Origin of the sequence: Iodobacter sp. CM08 (assembly GCF_033446605.1) — a bacterium.
GTDB lineage: Bacteria > Pseudomonadota > Gammaproteobacteria > Burkholderiales > Chitinibacteraceae > Iodobacter.
Map to the genome: position 1 here is coordinate 1 of NZ_JAWQUO010000060.1, position 16,429 is coordinate 16,429.

Sequence of the window (16,429 nt, forward strand, 5' to 3'; positions counted from 1 at the left end):
AAAAAGTCGGCGCTTGGTGCTTGCATGCGCAAATTGGTTCACCTGTGCTTCGGCGTCCTGAAAACACAAAAAAAATATCAAGCTGAGTATCAAAATGCTTGACCGGCAAGACGGTATCTACAGATTTAAAATTCCCACAAATGTCATAGAGCTGCCTATGAGAGAAGCTCTATCCTCCCCCCTATGACTCTAGCTTGGAATCTAGTGCGGGAATAAGGAATTAAAATAATAAAAACTTGTGCTGATGATGTCGCTCAGCGAGAGTAAGGTGCGCCTAAAGGCTATTTTATTATCCCCATATCTTTCTCAACCATCTTCATCAACAGCGGCTGCGCCTCAGCTTTGGGATGCAACTGATCACCCTGAAAGAGTTCGGTATTTTTGATGACAGGTGCCAGTAAAAAAGGCGTTAAACTGCTACTGTATTGCTTGGCTAATCGCGGATAAATAGCCGCAAAGCCTTGGGTATAGGCTGCGCCGTAATTAGGCGGCATTTGCATACCGATCAGATGTACTTTGGCGCCGCTGGCTTGGGCCAGTTTAATCATGCTGGCTAGGTTTTTTTCCATGGCAGCAAGCGGCAAGCCGCGTAAGCCATCGTTGGCACCTAATTGCAGCACCACTACTTTAGCCTGATGTGTTTTTAAAGCCTGCGGGAACCTTGTTAGCCCACCAGCAGTCGTTTCTCCTGACACACTGGCATTAATCACTCGCCAAGGTTTACCACGCGCAACTAAGTCTTTATCTAACAGTGCTGGCCAAGCTTTACTTGCCGCAATGCCGTAACCAGCCGATAAGCTGTCGCCAAACACTAGAATATTTGCTGCTTGCGCTTGAGTGCTCAGCAAGCAGCAAAGCCCTAATAAGAGAGAACGCATGACCCACTCCTCAGAAATAATGCTGTCGGTACGCGGCCTTGGTAAAACAGTCCTCACCGCCGTAGAAAAACTTGATCTCTTACATGATATTGAGTTTTCACTACCAGCGGGAGCCAGCCTTGCAATTGTTGGCAGCTCCGGCTCAGGAAAATCCACGCTACTGGCGCTGTTGGCGGGGCTGGATGATGCATCGCGTGGGCAAATTATGCTGGCAGGCCAAGATTTAAGCCGCTTAAACGAAGACCAGCGTGCCGAGCTACGTGGGCAGATCTCTGGCTTTGTATTTCAATCATTTCAGCTTTTACCCGAGTTAACCGCGCTAGAAAACACCATGCTGCCGCTGGAGTTAGCGGGCCGCAAAGATGCTAGCGCACAGGCAAAAATCTGGCTAGAGCGCGTTGGCCTTAGCCATCGCTTAGCGCATACACCTCGGCAATTATCCGGCGGCGAGCAGCAACGCGTCGCGCTTGCCCGCGCTTTTGCTGCCAACCCAAAAATATTATTTGCCGATGAGCCAACTGGCAGCCTAGACGCCGCCACGGGCGAGGCAATTGCCGATCTCTTATTTAAGCTCAATAGCGAAAGCAAGGCCACACTAGTGCTGGTTACCCACGACGAAAAACTCGCCGCCCGATGCAACTGGCGCTTACGGCTATCGGCAGGAACACAGCTTGAATTTAGCGGCGAAACGGCGTGAGCATAATCCGCAATCTTCTTAGATGGGCTTTATGCCCACACAGCCGTGGCAATCTATTCAAGGTAACCCACCAATATGTAGGGTGGGTACCCGTGCCCACGCGCTCAGCACAATTCTCTACGCGTGGGCAGGATCAAACATTTTACCCGCCTAATAAGTACTCAAAAGTGCCCCATCCCCATGAATAAACTCAGCTGGCGTTTGTTTTATCGCAGTTTTCAGGCTGGCGAATATCGTACTTTGCTGGCGGCGTTGATTATTGCAATTGCGGCGCTGACGGCCGTGGGGCTGTTGGCTGGCCGCATGGAGAAGTTGCTGGCGCTAGAGGCCAATGATTTGCTGGCGGCCGATGCGGTCATTAGCTCAGATCACCCACTGGCCGCTGATTTTAAGCAGGCGGCTGAGGCGCGGGGATTAACGACGGCAGAAACAGCGGTTTTTCCGAGCATGGCGGGCTTTAATGGCCAGGTAATGCTGTCGTCGGTGAAGGCAGTCAGCCATGCATATCCGCTGCGCGGCTTACTCAAGCTTGCGCCTGACGGCCATGCCTCTACGGCGCCGCAAGCGGGGACGGCCTTTGCCGATACGCGACTAGCGGCCACTTTAAAACTACAAATCGGCGACACGCTTGAGCTTGGCCAGCTCAAGCTAAAACTGGCGGGGCTGATTGAGCGCGAGCCCGATGCAGCGATGGATTTTTCTGGCATTCAGCCTCGGCTCATGATTAATCATCAAGATTTAGCCGCCAGTGGCTTATTAGGTTTTGGCAGCCGAGTAAAATATCGCCTACTGGTGGCTGGCCCGCCCGCCACCGTGACCATCTGGCATCAGGCGATGCAGCCAAAGCTTGGCCGTGGCGAAAAACTAGAAAACGTTAAAGACGCCCGCCCCGAAGTAAAAACCGCTTTAGAGCGGGCTGAGCGCTTTTTACGCCTGACATCCTTGCTAGCAGGCTGCTTAGCCGCCATGGCGATTTTGTTGGCAGCACGGCGCTTTGCCAGCCGTCATTTTGATACCGTGGCGCTGCTGCGCACGCTAGGAGCAAGCCGCGCCACAGTGCGCACATTGCTGTTATCACAACTAGCCCTGCTGACGCTGGCGGCCAGCCTGCTTGGGGGCTTACTCGGCTGGGGCGCACAAAGTTTGCTGGTATTCAGTATTCAGGATCGCCTGCCCGCGCCTTTGCCTGCTGGCAATATTTTGCCATGGTTGATGGCATCGTTATTGGGCTTGGTGCTGCTCATGGGCAGCGCTGGGCCAATGTTGCTAGCGCTCGCCAACACTCCGCCACTGCGAGTGCTGCGCCATGAGTTAGAACCCAAAGCCAGCCTCATTTTGCAATGGGCTTTAACGCTGCTCGCGTTAATGCTCTTGCTATGGTGGATTGCCAGCGAGGCCAAACTTGCGCTCATGGTAGGCGGCGGTATTGCCGCCACTTTGCTGCTAGCAGGTGGATGTGGCCTGCTGCTGCTCTGGCTGATGCCACGCCTACTGCCAGAACACCCATTGCAGTTAGCGCTACGCCAGTTATTGCGCCGCCCAGCGCTCGCCTTCACGCAATTGGGGGCACTCGCCATTGGCCTGTTAGGTATCTGGCTGCTGACCGTGGTGGAAGGCGATTTACTCAAAGCTTGGGAAGGCCGTATTCCTGCTAATGCGCCAAATCATTTTGCCGTTAATATCCAACCCGAGCAGGCTTTGCGCTTTGAGCACGTATTTAGCGATAAGCAGCTTGCTCCCCCCGCCCTGTACAGCATGATTCGTGGCCGCTGGACGATGCAAAATAAAACCGCGGTTAAGCCGCAAGCGTTTAAAGCAGAAAATGCTCAGCGCCTCGCCGAACGAGAATTCAATCTATCTTGGGGCGATAGCTTAAACGCCGACAACCGCATCACAGCGGGGAAACCATTAACTGAAACGCAGCCCGGTTTTTCGGTAGAGGCGGGGCTGGCTAAAACCTTAAACATCAAGCTAGGGGATGTGCTGAGCTTTGATATTGCAGGCACCACCATCACGGCGCCAGTGATGAATCTACGCGAAGTTAATTGGGATTCGTTTAAGGTGAATTTCTTTGTTGTGGCCAGCAAGTCGCTGGTGGCCGAGCTGCCCGCCAGCCTCATCAGCAGCTTTTATTTAAGCGAGGCAGACAAAAAGCGAGTGCCAGAGCTGGTGCAAGCCCTACCGAATGTCACCATTATCGACGTTGGCCAAGTGCTCACTGAAGTGCGGCGCATTTTAGATTTATCTGCTGCGGCATTAAGGCTGGTGTTTATATTCTGCATCGCCGCCGGTATCACGGTGCTGTTTGCCGCGCTGGACACCACCGAAACCGAACGTAGCCGCGAGGCCGCCATCTTGCGGGCGCTGGGGGCAACATCTAAAAAGCTGCGCAATCTGTGGCTGGCTGAAAGCCTACTGCTTGGCAGTATTGCAGGGCTAATTGCCGGATTAATGGCCAGTATCGGCGGCGTAGTCATCGGCCAAGAATTACTAGAGCTACCCGTGGCCTTCAACTATTGGCTGCCTTTTGCCAGCTTGATTACAGGAGCCATCATCACGGGATTAGCCGTACTCAGACGCTTACATAAGATCAGCAAAACATCGCCAATGGTGTTGTTACGGGATGCGGGGTAATTGAATTACCTGATTATGTCTCTTGCTCATTTTTTGTCATTGGTCTGAGCATATCAACGTGAATAGAGTTAACTCGTAGGGGCGCTGCTTGCTGCGCCCTCGCTGAACAGGGCGCAGCAAGCAGCGCCCCTACAGCATATTGAATCGTCATTCCACGGATGGCGGGAATCCAGCCCTGCGGCACTCCAAATCTCTGGATCTCCGATAAAAACACTCGGGGATGACAATTTTGATGCATTTAAAATTTGAAATGACTTTTTGCTGAGCTATCACGCTAATCAGCTTGAATTAAGCCCTTATGCATGCAAACACAGGTTTAAATTTGCCACTAAAAACCACAAAGCCCAACAATCTTATGCAGAATGTTGGGCTTTATTTTCAATACTAAGCTATGAATTTACATTTACTTCTTCGCAAAATCACCAACATACACCACAGAAAGCTGCGCTGGATCGAGGTATTTCACCATCACGGCCTTCACTTGCTCTGGTGTAAGCGCGGCAATTTTTGCTTCAAACTCAGCGCTAAATTGCATCGTTCGGCCAAGGTATAGATTGCTGTTTAATGCACCAGCAAGGCTTCCATCCTGAGTACGGGCTAATTGCACTTGCTGCAAGAAACTCTCTTTACCTAATTTTACCTCTTCAGCCTTAAAGCCTTCTTGGCGCGCTTTAGCGATTTCTTCACGCATCCCCGTTTCTAACTTGGCACGATTTTCTGGGGCGTAAATAGCGTAAGTCACAAAGCTTCCCGATTCATCGGTGGCAGAGGCTTGCAATCTAGAGCCGCCACCATAGCTAATTCCATCTTTCTGGCGAATGCGTTCCAATATTCTGGAATTCATGCTGCCGCCTAATAAGTAATTAGCTAACACTAAAGCAGGGTAATCAGCGTGCTGATCACCAACCGGCAAGGCTAAACGGCCCACAAAAAAGGCATTGGCTTTATCAGGGGTTTGCTGTTTGATATCCAGCGGCTTATTCCCCTGAAAAGGCTTGCTTAGCCTTGCGTAATCTTGCTTGGCTTGCCAATTACCATATTGCTCGGCCAATTGTGCCTTAATCACCGCCTCGTCAAAATCGCCCACCACGGCAACTTCAGCATGATTCGCACCGTAATACTCTTGCCAGAACGATTTAAGCTCAGCCAATTTAATCGCTTTCAATTGAAGAATGCGTTGCTCAATAGAGATATAAGCGCGTGGATCGCCAACCGGCCATGTATTTAAATGCACGCTAAGCAAATCAGAAGCAATTGGCTGCGGCTCCTTGCGTGAAGATTCTAGCTGAGCCAATTCTTGATTAATCAGCAGCGCAAACTCTGCTTCATCAAACGCAGGTTGACGCAAAGCATCGTTAACTAAATCCAATACTTTAGGCAATTTATCCTTTATCGTTTCTACATAAATAGATAAATGATTCACATCGCCATTAATTTGCAATTTGGCTTGCAGCTGATCTAATTGCTCAGAAAACTGCTTGCTGGTGAGTTTTTTAGTGCCGCGATCCAGCATTTCTGCGGTTAAACCTGCAATCATGGCCTTATTTTTTAAATTACTTTCATTGCCCATATTAAAAGATAAGCTGGCCGAAACGGTATTACCCCGCGTGGTTTTAGGTAAGAAAGCGTATTTCATACCATTGGCAAATTGGCCACTATGCGTGCGCTTATCGATATTCTCTGGCGTAGCCACAAAGCTCTCGCCTGCTGCCACGGCAACACCCGGTTTAAACTGCTGCAATTGCGCGGCCAAATCCACCTTAGCGGGTTTCGGTGCACGCTGCGGATCGGCTTCTGGAATAAACTCGCCGATAGTGCGATTGCTGGCTTTTAACCAAGTTTGCGCGACGCGTTGCACATCAGCTTTAGTCAGGGCTTTAATGCGATCTCTTAATAGCAATAACAAACGCCAATCGCCATTACCAATATGATCCGATAAAGCCACGCCCAATTGTTCTGGGCTATTAAATACTTTGGCCATATCGCTATCAATTTTGGCCTTGGCGCGGCTTAGTTCTTCATCGCTAATCGGATTAGTGGCTAAATCTTCGACGGTATTGATTAATACTTTTTTAGCCATCGCGATGGTTTGATCGTTTTTTAGCTCGGTTGCAAAAACAATATTTTGCTCACTGCGTAGCTCCGCGCCAAACATGATAAAACCTGGTTCTTCTAAATTAGCCGACCATGAAAATACGCCCGTGCCTAATTTACTTTCTACCAGCGATTTATATAAACGGCCATTTGGCGTATCGCCCAAAATCACTTGCAGCGCTTCAAAAGCTGCGTAATCAGGGTGAGCAGCAGGCACGGTATGGTAGGTAGCCGCCACAAACTGACTATCGCCCACACGACGCACCACCACGCTACGTTCACCATCTTGTACAGAGTCTAGGGTGTAAGTGGCTTCAATAACGCGTTTAGGCCGTGGAATCACGCCAAATTTCTTTTCAATTAGCTTCAGCGTTTGGGCGGTATCAAACGAGCCTGCCACCACCAGTACCGCGTTATCGGGCTGATAATATTTGCGCCAAAAATCTTGCAAGCGTGGAATGCTGACGTTTTCTACGTCGGTACGTGCACCAATCGTATCTTTACCGTAGTTATGCCACTGATACGCCGCCGACAGCACGCGTTGGATGAGCACGCGTGAAGGCGAATTTTCGTTTTTTTCCATTTCATTGCGAACAACAGAAAACTCGGTTTTTAGATCGTCGCCAGAGATGCGCGAATTCACCATCCGATCCGCTTCCATCGAGATCGCCCACTCCAAAGTCTCTGGCTTTGCCGCGAACGTTTCATAGTAATTGGTGCGATCAAGCCAAGTGGTGCCATTAAACTGCACGCCACGCTGGCTCATTTCTTCCCACAATCTTGGATGCGCCTTACTACCCTTAAACATCAGATGTTCTAGCAGATGGGCCATGCCCGTTTCGCCATAGTTTTCGTGCTTTGAACCCACCCGATAAGTGATATTCACCGTAGTCACTGGCTTACTAGCATCTGGCACCAGTAATACTTTAAGACCATTATCTAATTGATATTCCTGAATCCCTTCTACGGTACGAATCAGCTTGATCCCTGCTACCACCGCTTGCGAGCTGGCTTGTGGCTTGGCTGCCGCAGGGCTGATTGTAGGGAGGAAAGCAAAAGTGAGGGCTAAGCTTAAAAACGTAAGGCGAGGTGGCTTCATAGTTTCCATCGATAATGAGCGGTTTATGACGAGAAGATAACTTACCGGATTATGTCCATATTGCAGCATAAAGAGAAAGCATTTCATGCAAGGACGCAATGTTATTAACTCCAACTCAAGTCAGTATATTTAACTGAATACGATAAAACATGGCAATAGTAAGGGTGCAAGCTGACACTAAAATAGTTACCATGCTAACTATTAGCTATGGGAGGTATATGGATCCGATCAGAACCCAATTAAGTATTGCGCTCGCTAGCGATCTTACTCTGCTGTCGCGGCTGTATCGCCGCGCCGTCGATCAATGCGCGCATCGCCATGATTTAACCTTAGCCGGTGCTTGGCCCTTAGTGCTGATAGGCCGCAGCGAAGCAGGCATTCGCCATGGGGTATTGGCCGAAATGGTAGGGATTGAAGCGGCTTCTTTAATCCGCGTGATTGATCGCCTCGTGGCCGATCAATTGGTTTTACGCAGCGAAGACACACAAGATAGACGCGCCAAAAACCTATGCCTAACCGATGAAGGTCGCAAGCATGCAGACAAAATGGAAGTAGTACTGGCCGAGCTAAGAACATGGGTGTTTGCTGATATTTCTATTGAAGAAATGCAAACTTGCCAACACGTTTTTGGCCGCCTACAAGGCTCTTTAGAGCAATTTTTAGCCGCAGGTGCCAAGTGAAGCTGCCTACTTTTGGCGAGCTTGCTTTTTCGCTTAAAACCTTTGCCGCCGCCATGTTGGCGCTGTATATCGCCTTTAGCATGGATTTACAGCGGCCATTTTGGGCCATGCTTACGGTGTATATCGTTGCCAACCCCTATTCTGGTGCGGTGCGCTCTAAAGCAGTTTATCGCGTGGTAGGCACGCTGATTGGCTCGGCAGTGACTTTGCTTTTGGTGCCAAACTTAGTCAATGCCCCAGAATTACTCTTGCTGGCACTGGCCTTATGGATTGGCCTATGTATTTATATTTCGCTATTGGATCGCACCCCACGTAGCTATTTATTCTTATTAGCAGGCTACACCTGTGCGCTGATTGGTTTTCCCAGCGTCAGTAATCCAGCGGGGATTTTTGATGTGGCGCTAGCCCGTGTCGAAGAAATCACCCTGGGGATTGTGTGCGCCTCGCTGATTCATAGCTTGATTTTCCCCGTCCCTGTTGGCCCCAGCATTTTGGCCCGCATAGATGGTGCCCGTAAAAAAGCCAGTGCTTGGTCTCTAAATGCTTTAAACCGTGTGCAAGATACCGATAGTGATCGGCGCAATATGTCCGCCACCTTATCTGAGCTGCGTATTTTAGCTACCCACCTACCCTTTGACACCTCACGCCTAAGCTGGGCAGCACGCTTAGTGAATGCGCTCTGTGATCAATTAGCGCTGATGCTGCCGCTGCTCTACGCCATTGAAGACCGCTTACACAGCTTGGGTGAGTTGTCCGAACCTTGGCAAGCGTTACTCGCACGGATTGCGGCATGGATTGATGCTGGGGCAAATCCAGCAGAAGCCGAAGCATTACAAGATCAGCTTAAAGCGCTCACCCCTGCCCCCCAAGAAGATTGGCAAGAGATGCTGCTGATTAATCTAGCCGCCCGTTTAAGTGCGCTGATTCAAGCTTGGAGTGATACCGCAAAAATCCGCCATGGCATGGGTCAAACTTCATCGATTTTAAGTGCCGAGCTTGAAACGATCGTGGGCCATACCGGCATTAGAACACTGCATTTTGATAGGGGAATTGCGTTTAGATCCGCACTTACCGCGGCTATTTCTATCTTATTAAGTGGTGCATTTTGGATTATCAGCGCTTGGCCATCAGGGCTGATGGCACCCGTGATGGCGGCGGTAGCGTGCTCCTTATTTGCCACCTTGGATGACCCAGCCCCAGCCATTAAGGCCACATTTATTTTAAGCTTTGCCACGATCCCTATTTCGGCTTTTTATCTGCTTGCCGCCATGCCCGCCGCCAGTAGTTTTGGGATGTTGGCGCTCTTGATGTTCCCCACTTTTTTAATTTTAGGGGTATTTATGCTGCGGCCAGCCAGTGCATTTCCGGCCCTGATGATTACTTTGATTATTGCCAGCACCTTGGCCCTGCAAGACACGGCCATGGCCGATATGAATTCATTCTTAAATAATAAAGTGGGGGAATTAACAGGGATTGCCTGTGCCTTATTTGTAACCAGTTTGATTCGCTCTTTCAGTAGCGAATGGATTGTCAACCGGCTGCTACGGGCAGGCTGGCGAGATTTAGCCCAGCTCTCTCACGCCGCCATACCCTCACCCGCATTTACCGCCCGCATGATTGATAGGCTGGGTTTACTCGCGCCCCGCCTCTCTTTGCTAGCCGATACCCAGCCCGCTCGTGATGTGCTAATCGATTTACGTATTGGTCACGAAATAACCGTGCTGATTCGCTACCAAGAGCAGCTTCCAGAGCAGATCAAAGCGTTGCTTGCGCAGTTATCACAGTATTTTTTACAACGCCCACACACCGCTAGCCGCCCCTTATTGGCGCAATTAGATCAAACATTGCATGGGGCCATTCGCGCCCCTAACGCGGCAGTTCAACTCAATTTAATTGCTGCCTTAGTCGGAATACGCCGTGATTTATTCCCACAGGCAGCGCCCTATCAGGAGACCAAATCATGATGGAAGTTGAGCTATTTGGGCTCTTTGTGCCACAACTACTGCTACTGACCATTGTTACTTTTATTCCTTACTGGCTTAGCCGCTGGATATTTAAACGTGTGGGCTTTTATCACTGGGTATGGCATCCAGCGCTATTTGATACTGCGCTTTACCTCGTGCTATTAGGCCTAATACAAACGCTTGCAAAGAGTTAATGTTAATGAAAAAAATGATTAAAATCCTGATCACCCTCGCCATTGTTAGCGCCGCTATTTTTACCGGCCTGCGGCTTTGGAATTATTATGAAGTTGAGCCTTGGACACGCAATGGCCGCATTCGCGTGCAAGTGATTCAAGTGGCGCCCGATGTTAGCGGCCAAATTACCGCCGTGGCAGTAAAAGATAATCAGCAGGTTAAAACTGGCGATCTTTTATTTGAGATTGATACAGAGCGCTTTACGCTCTCCTTGCGCCAAGCTGCCGCAGCAGAGCTGGCCCAGCGTAGCGCCTTAAAGCAAGCAGAGCGTGAGGCCCAGCGTAATCGCTCGCTCAGCGGGCTGTTATCACAAGAAAGCATTGAGCAGACACAGGCTAAAGTTGAATCGCTACAAGCCGCGCTGGCTCAAGCAGTAGCTAACCATGATGTGGCAAAGCTCAATCTGGCCCGCTCGCGCATTTATGCCTCAGTAAATGGCGTGGTGACCAATTTAGATTTACAAAAAGGCGGTTTTGCCACTGCTGGCAAGCCCATGCTGGCGCTACTCGACCGTGATTCTTTCTATGTGGAAGGTTATTTTGAAGAAACCAAGCTAGATAAAATTCACCTAAATGACAGCGTAACCATGAATATCATGGGCCAAAAAACCGCCATCACCGGCCATGTAGAAAGCATTGCCGCAGGGATTACCGATAGGGATCGCGGCACCGGTAGCAATCTATTACCCAATATTAACCCCACATTTAACTGGGTGCGCTTAGCCCAGCGTATCCCAGTGCGTGTTGCGCTAGATAAAATTCCTGCAGATGTGCGGCTGGTTTCTGGGCAAACCGTCACGGTAAACGTCAACCCTAATACCAAGCGCTAAGAGGTCATTATGTTTAAAAAAATACCTCTTCTGCTGATGATTGCCTTGGCTGGCTGTGCGGCCGTTGGCCCCAATTACCAAGGTCCTGCAGACAGCAAAATTGATACCAACAATGCACAAGGCGCATTTATCAGCAGTGATAATGAGCAGCCCCTGCCCAAAAACTGGTGGCAGCTTTACCGTGAGCCTGCATTAAATAAATTGCTTGAAGACGCCTTTGCGGCCAACACCGATCTGCGCCAAGCTGCGGCTAATCTAGCCCGTAGCCGCGCTTTAGTGGGTGAAGCGCAAAGCCTGCAATCTCCAAATATCAGCATGAATGCAGCGCCCGGCTATGGCCGCGCGTCTGGTGCGGCCAAAGGCTCACCCAAAGCTTTAGAAGACGACTTTAGCTACGATACCGGCGTTAATTTGGCTTACCAATTTGATCTGGTCGGCAAAATTAGCCGTGGGATTGAAGCATCGCAAGCCGATAGTGAAGCCGCTAAAGCCGCTTACGATTTAGTCCGAGTCTCAGTCGCTGGCGAAACCACCCGTGCCTTTGCCGATATCTGCTCATTTGGTAAACAACTGCAGGTAGCAGGGCAATCGGTTAACTTACAGCAACAAAGCTTAGGCTTAGATGAAAAGCTGTTTAAAGCAGGCCGAGGAACCTCCTTAGACGTGGTGCGCTCGCGCGGGCAACTCGCCCAATTACAAGCCGCCCTACCGCCTTTAGAAGCCCAGCGTCGCATCGCCATGTACCGGCTTGCTGTACTCACCGGCCATGTTCCTGAAGCTATAGAAAAAGCACTTCCCCCTTCCGTCTTGCAGTGCAACACTACGCCGCAGCTCGCCAGTAGCACCATTCCCAGTGGCAAAGGCAGCGATCTACTCCGCCGCCGCCCTGATATTCGCCAAGCCGAGCGCGGCCTAGCAGCGGCCACGGCCCGTATTGGTGTAGTGACCGCTGATCTTTACCCCACCATCAGCATTGGATTGAGCGGTGGATCAACCGGTTTGCTCGATCAATTTGGTGATAACAACACCATGCGTTGGGGCATAGGCCCGCTGATTTCATGGACCATCCCCAGCACTGGGGCCGTCCGTGCCAGAATCAACGCCGCTACGGCAGGGGCGGAAGGGGCTTTAGCTAAGTTTGATTCCACCGTGCTCACCGCACTGCGCGAAGTAGAAAGCGCCCTGACCCTTTACGCCCGCGAGCTAGATCGTAACGCCGCCTTAGTCAAAGCCCGTGGTGCCAGTACCGAGGCCGCCAGCCAAGCGCAGCAACTCTATAAAGCAGGTAAAACTACATTTCTTACCGTGCTAGACGCCAATCGCAGCCTAGCCAGCGCAGAAAGCGCGCTTGCCAGCTCAAACGCAGCCCTAGCCAGCAATCAGATTGCGGTATTTATGGCGCTAGGCGGAGGGTGGGAAGAATAAGCTGCATCAGGACGAGCCGCTTTATACATCAAAGGTTGGGTTTGCTATCAAGAGCTAGCAAACCCAATATGGCTTAACTACGTAGTGCAATCACTTCAATTTCTACCAACGCGTCTTTAGGCAAACGTGCAACTTCTACGCAGCTACGAGCTGGGTAGCTACCGGTGCCTTCAAAGAAGCGGCTATATGCTTCGTTAATTTCAGCAAAATGATTTAAATCTTTAACAAAAACAGTGGTTTTAATGATGTTAGCGGCAGTCAAGCCCGCTTCTGCAATAATCGCCGCCGCATTCACTAGGCATTGTGTCGCTTGCTCACCCGGCGCAGCAGGCATCTCACCCGTGGCGACATTGATAGGGAGCTGGCCAGAAGTAAATACGAGCTGGCCAATATCTTTAGCCTGAACGTAAGGGCCGATGGCGGCAGGAGCTTGGCTGGTATGTAAATCTTTCATGATGTGTCCTTGTTAATGAATAGCGATCACCGCTATAAGCAATGCCAAACACCCTTTTGGGGCACAAAGCTGTGGGCAGGCACTGCTGATGACGATCAATCAATCGGTAGGCGCAATGATACCCGAGTCTGCACGGCTTATGCTTTACACAACTTTACACAAAGCACACAAACGCTTTACCTCCGGTGGCTATTCTGTAGGTGTTGCAAGCCTATTCATTCCCAAGGAAGCCATTATGTTTGATGCACTGAAAGCTAAATTCCAACACCGTCATCGCCGTGCCGCCATCATCACCGTGATCGGTCTTTCACTCGGCGGCCTAGCCTATGCCGCAGCCCCCGATCATTGTGGCGGCCCAGGAATGCGCCACGGCAATCCTGAGCAAATGCAAAAAATGATGCAAGGCCGCTTAGAAAAAATGCTGCAAGAGATCAATGCTACTGATGCACAAAAAAGCCAACTTAAGCCGCTGGCCGAGCAAGCTTTTGCCGAGATGAAAATCCAACGTGAATCCATGAAAAATGATCACGATGAGCTGCGTAAATTATTTAGCCAAAGCACCGTGGATGCCGCACAGCTTGAAACCTTGCGCGCCGCTAAAATCAAGGCCATGGATGATTCTTCGCGTAAACTCACCGCTCTTATGGCCGAAGCCAGCCGTATCCTCACGCCAGAGCAAAGACTGAAGCTGGTTGAAAAAATGGAACAACGCCGCGGCCATCGTGGTGATAAACATCAACCTAAATAAAGAACTTAGCGCATGAGCAAATCACTTTTACTAATCGACGACGATCAACGTCTCACCGCCATGCTGGCCGAATACTTGCGCCAGCATGGGTTTAGTGTGGTGATTAGCGATGACGGTAAAAGTGGTTTGGCAGCGCTTGCCAGCCAACATTTTTCGGCGCTGATTTTAGACTTAATGCTGCCGGACACCGATGGCTTGGATTTATGTCGGCAGATTCGCCAAACTCATCCGCTGCCCATACTGATGCTCACCGCCCGAGGTGATGTCACCGATAGAATCGTCGGTTTAGAGCTGGGTGCGGATGATTATTTGGCTAAACCTTTTGATGCCAGAGAATTACTGGCAAGGCTACGCGCCATCTTGCGCCGCCATAGCACGCCGTCTGATGGCAGCTTACGGTTTAATAATATTGAGATAGACCCAGACGCCCGCAGCGTGCAGCTGGCTGGGCAAGATTGCAATATCACCAGCTATCAGTTTGATCTGCTGCTATGCCTCGCTCGCCACGCTGGCAAGGTGATGAGCCGTGAGCAAATCATGGATCAAGTGCGTGGTGAGGCACTGGAAGCCTTTGATCGCAGTATCGATGTACATATTTCCAAACTCCGCGCAGCGCTGGGCGACGATCCAAAATCGCCCAAACGCATTATCACCGTACGGGGTGTGGGTTATGTGTTTGCTAAGAATGATGATTAAGCCTTAGAGCGCTAAGCTCCCAACATAAAGCAAAGCAAGGACTCACCGTGCGGCACAAGCTCTATTGGCAGATTTACTTTACCGTGGTCAGTAGCCTCGCTCTCTTTGCCATCTTGGCAGGCCTGCTCTACCAATTGCATGACGATCCGCCTCCCAAGCGCCTGCTCCACGGCACCGCCAACCTGCTGGCCGCCGCACTGCCACCTGCCAGCGCCCCTATTGCCGAGCAAGCCACTGCGTTTACCAAGCTCACTCAGGAATTTGATGTGCCCATCAGCTTTTATACGGCCAATGGGCAACTCATTGCCAGCACAGGGGACACCTTAAACGAGCCTGAACGCCGTAAACCACGCTTTATTCAGCTGCGCATGCCTGATCAGCGCCTGCTTACCCTATCCCCACCCCGCCACCGCGAAAAAAACTTTGGCCTCTTAGGTAGTTTTGTCCTGCTGGCGCTGGCCGTTGCCATTGGCGCGTTGCCACTGACGCGTAAGCTTACCCGCCGCCTAGAGGCCTTGGCCAACCAACTGGATGCGCTGGCAGAAGGAGATTTTTCCGCCCGCTTACCCGTGCGTGGCAAAGATGAAGTTTCTAGACTATCCAGCCGCTTTAACCACGCGGCCGAGCAAATTGCCGAGCTACTGGATGCGCACAAAAACCTACTTGCCCACGCCTCACATGAATTACGCTCACCACTGGCCCGCTTACAAATGGCAGCCACGCTTTTAGGAGAACACGCCCCAGCGCATTTACAAACCGAATTAAGCCAAAATATTAATGAGCTGAACGAGCTAGTAGAAGAAATCTTGCTGATGAGCAGGCTAGATGCCAAGCCCACTAGCTTACAAACTCAATCGATTGATCTACTTGAACTATGCCAAATTGAAGCCGCCCCTTACCAAGCAAGCGTGGAAGGCCCAAGCACCTATATTGATGCCGACCCACGGCTATTAAAACGGCTGGTACGCAATCTATTAGAAAATGCCGCGCGCTATGGCCTAGCCCCATTGAGTATTCACATCAGTCAAACGGCAGAAAACGTTTGTCTCTCTATTTGCGACCAAGGCAAAGGCATTGCAGCAGCAGCCCAGCCCCATTTATTCGAGCCATTTTATCGCCCCCCCGGCACACCAGAAGGCAAAGGCGGCCATGGCCTAGGCTTAGCCTTAGTAAAACGCATTGCCGAGCACCACGGCGGCAGCGTTGAATATCATGCCCCAATGGATGGGGGTAGCTGCTTTAAAGTGAGTTTAAAAAAGTAAGTAAATAGATCAAGCAGAGCTTATGTCTAGTTTTCTTGGTTTCTTCGTGTCTTTATGGACTGCGTTTTTTCTAGTCTGCCAGCCATTTATACATCACCAAGGTATCAACCAAGCCCAAGCTTTTATGCTGATAAGCTTTAGGCACTCTACCCACTACCTCAAACCCCAGCTTTTGCCACAGCGCCACCGCCACCGTATTAGTGGAAACCACGGCATTAAATTGCATGGCTTTAAACCTCAAGGCCAAGGCCCGCTGCTGGGAATGCAAGCAAAGGCGCTGAGCAACGCCTTTACCTCGCGCTGCTGCCGCCACCATATAGCCACAATTACAAACATGCGCACCTGGCCCACTGGCGTTGGGCTTTATATAATAAGAGCCAAGCAACTCGCCGTCTTCGACCAGCACAAAAGTCTCTGTAGGCAACACGCACCATAACTCATAGGCCTGCTGCTCACTAAGCCCCGCCTCAAAGGCATAGGTCTCTTCTGCCTGAATAATCGCCGCAAAAGTCGGCCAAAATTGAGAAAACCATGCTGGGGTCATTGGAATAATATTCATTGCAGCACCTTAAATCGCTAAAGGAAATTCTTCATATGCCATACATAAAAGAACCTGATTATGTCTCTTGCTCAACCTCCTTGCTCAAACCACCTAAAAGGCCTAAGGTGAACGAACGTTCTTTTTTGGAGTGGTCGTCATGGCAATCAACCCAATCCAGATGCAAAAGGGGCTGT

The 16,429-nt window shown here is 50.5% G+C and carries 14 protein-coding genes; 10 read left to right on the forward strand and 4 right to left on the reverse strand.

Going from position 1 to position 16,429, the window contains the following annotated elements; translation table 11 throughout:
• Positions 1 to 281 precede the first annotated feature (281 nt).
• Positions 282 to 878, reverse strand: a complete 597-nt coding sequence (locus tag R6242_RS21015; RefSeq protein WP_318430639.1) for an arylesterase — start codon at positions 876 to 878, stop codon at positions 282 to 284.
• On the opposite strand from R6242_RS21015, the gene R6242_RS21020 reads away from it, so the two are divergent.
• Together R6242_RS21020 and R6242_RS21025 are read left to right on the forward strand one after the other, a co-directional pair.
• Positions 877 to 1,575 (forward strand): ABC transporter ATP-binding protein, encoded by a 699-nt coding sequence (locus R6242_RS21020; RefSeq protein ID WP_318430642.1) that lies wholly within the window; start codon positions 877 to 879, stop codon positions 1,573 to 1,575. The two genes, R6242_RS21015 and R6242_RS21020, sit on opposite strands and share 2 nt — an antisense overlap.
• 180 nt (positions 1,576 to 1,755) lie before the next feature.
• The gene (locus R6242_RS21025; protein WP_318430644.1) at positions 1,756 to 4,209 is read left to right on the forward strand and encodes an ABC transporter permease; all 2,454 of its coding nucleotides are present in this window, start codon (positions 1,756 to 1,758) and stop codon (positions 4,207 to 4,209) included.
• A gap of 403 nt (positions 4,210 to 4,612) precedes the next feature.
• Here the strand turns inward: R6242_RS21025 and R6242_RS21030 are convergent, their stop codons facing one another.
• On the reverse strand, positions 4,613 to 7,402 hold the full coding sequence (locus R6242_RS21030; protein WP_318430645.1) for a pitrilysin family protein: 2,790 nt from the start codon (positions 7,400 to 7,402) through the stop codon (positions 4,613 to 4,615).
• A gap of 218 nt (positions 7,403 to 7,620) precedes the next feature.
• On the opposite strand from R6242_RS21030, the gene R6242_RS21035 reads away from it, so the two are divergent.
• From R6242_RS21035 to R6242_RS21055, 5 genes are read left to right on the forward strand one after another with little or no spacing between them, the layout of a single operon-like run.
• Entirely contained in the window at positions 7,621 to 8,082 is a 462-nt protein-coding gene (locus tag R6242_RS21035; RefSeq protein WP_318430647.1) for a MarR family winged helix-turn-helix transcriptional regulator, read from the forward strand.
• Complete coding sequence (locus R6242_RS21040; protein WP_318430649.1) at positions 8,079 to 10,046, forward strand: FUSC family protein; 1,968 nt, start codon at positions 8,079 to 8,081, stop codon at positions 10,044 to 10,046. The genes R6242_RS21035 and R6242_RS21040 overlap by 4 nt, the downstream gene beginning before the upstream one ends.
• Positions 10,043 to 10,240 (forward strand): DUF1656 domain-containing protein, encoded by a 198-nt coding sequence (locus tag R6242_RS21045; protein ID WP_293931828.1) that lies wholly within the window; start codon positions 10,043 to 10,045, stop codon positions 10,238 to 10,240. Before R6242_RS21040 ends, R6242_RS21045 begins: the two co-directional genes overlap by 4 nt.
• A 5-nt stretch (positions 10,241 to 10,245) precedes the next feature.
• Positions 10,246 to 11,109, forward strand: coding sequence for an HlyD family secretion protein (locus R6242_RS21050; RefSeq protein WP_318430650.1), 864 nt, complete (start codon positions 10,246 to 10,248; stop codon positions 11,107 to 11,109).
• Between the two features lie 9 nt (positions 11,110 to 11,118).
• A complete protein-coding gene (locus tag R6242_RS21055; RefSeq protein ID WP_318430652.1) occupies positions 11,119 to 12,534 on the forward strand; it encodes a TolC family protein in 1,416 nt (471 codons plus the stop codon).
• 73 nt (positions 12,535 to 12,607) lie between these two features.
• Here the strand turns inward: R6242_RS21055 and R6242_RS21060 are convergent, their stop codons facing one another.
• Positions 12,608 to 12,988, reverse strand: a complete 381-nt coding sequence (locus tag R6242_RS21060; protein WP_293931822.1) for a Rid family detoxifying hydrolase — start codon at positions 12,986 to 12,988, stop codon at positions 12,608 to 12,610.
• A gap of 88 nt (positions 12,989 to 13,076) precedes the next feature.
• Between R6242_RS21060 and R6242_RS21065 the strand changes: the two genes are divergently transcribed.
• Genes R6242_RS21065 through R6242_RS21075 form a run of 3 tightly spaced genes read left to right on the forward strand, consistent with a single transcriptional unit; the run spans position 13,077 to position 15,694 of the window.
• Positions 13,077 to 13,736 carry a Spy/CpxP family protein refolding chaperone gene (locus R6242_RS21065; protein ID WP_293931820.1) on the forward strand — a complete coding sequence of 220 codons (660 nt, stop codon included), beginning with the start codon at positions 13,077 to 13,079 and terminating at the stop codon, positions 13,734 to 13,736.
• A 12-nt stretch (positions 13,737 to 13,748) separates the two neighbouring features.
• Positions 13,749 to 14,432 carry a response regulator transcription factor gene (locus R6242_RS21070; RefSeq protein ID WP_318430654.1) on the forward strand — a complete coding sequence of 228 codons (684 nt, stop codon included), beginning with the start codon at positions 13,749 to 13,751 and terminating at the stop codon, positions 14,430 to 14,432.
• A gap of 47 nt (positions 14,433 to 14,479) precedes the next feature.
• Positions 14,480 to 15,694 (forward strand): HAMP domain-containing sensor histidine kinase, encoded by a 1,215-nt coding sequence (locus R6242_RS21075; RefSeq protein WP_318430656.1) that lies wholly within the window; start codon positions 14,480 to 14,482, stop codon positions 15,692 to 15,694.
• A gap of 70 nt (positions 15,695 to 15,764) precedes the next feature.
• Here the strand turns inward: R6242_RS21075 and R6242_RS21080 are convergent, their stop codons facing one another.
• Positions 15,765 to 16,253, reverse strand: a complete 489-nt coding sequence (locus R6242_RS21080; protein WP_318430658.1) for a GNAT family N-acetyltransferase — start codon at positions 16,251 to 16,253, stop codon at positions 15,765 to 15,767.
• Positions 16,254 to 16,429: the final 176 nt, after the last annotated feature.

Bases quoted from the DNA above. Each gene is read 5' to 3' on its own strand.
- R6242_RS21030 (WP_318430645.1), bottom strand. From the start codon at position 7,402: ATGAAGCCACCTCGCCTTACGTTTTTAAGCTTAGCCCTCACTTTTGCT.
- R6242_RS21035 (WP_318430647.1), top strand. From the start codon at position 7,621: ATGGATCCGATCAGAACCCAATTAAGTATTGCGCTCGCTAGCGATCTT.
- R6242_RS21080 (WP_318430658.1), bottom strand. From the start codon at position 16,253: ATGAATATTATTCCAATGACCCCAGCATGGTTTTCTCAATTTTGGCCG.
- R6242_RS21050 (WP_318430650.1), top strand. From the start codon at position 10,246: ATGAAAAAAATGATTAAAATCCTGATCACCCTCGCCATTGTTAGCGCC.
- R6242_RS21025 (WP_318430644.1), top strand. From the start codon at position 1,756: ATGAATAAACTCAGCTGGCGTTTGTTTTATCGCAGTTTTCAGGCTGGC.
- R6242_RS21065 (WP_293931820.1), top strand. From the start codon at position 13,077: ATGACGATCAATCAATCGGTAGGCGCAATGATACCCGAGTCTGCACGG.
- R6242_RS21015 (WP_318430639.1), bottom strand. From the start codon at position 878: ATGCGTTCTCTCTTATTAGGGCTTTGCTGCTTGCTGAGCACTCAAGCG.
- R6242_RS21045 (WP_293931828.1), top strand. From the start codon at position 10,043: ATGATGGAAGTTGAGCTATTTGGGCTCTTTGTGCCACAACTACTGCTA.
- R6242_RS21070 (WP_318430654.1), top strand. From the start codon at position 13,749: ATGAGCAAATCACTTTTACTAATCGACGACGATCAACGTCTCACCGCC.
- R6242_RS21060 (WP_293931822.1), bottom strand. From the start codon at position 12,988: ATGAAAGATTTACATACCAGCCAAGCTCCTGCCGCCATCGGCCCTTAC.
- R6242_RS21055 (WP_318430652.1), top strand. From the start codon at position 11,119: ATGTTTAAAAAAATACCTCTTCTGCTGATGATTGCCTTGGCTGGCTGT.
- R6242_RS21020 (WP_318430642.1), top strand. From the start codon at position 877: ATGACCCACTCCTCAGAAATAATGCTGTCGGTACGCGGCCTTGGTAAA.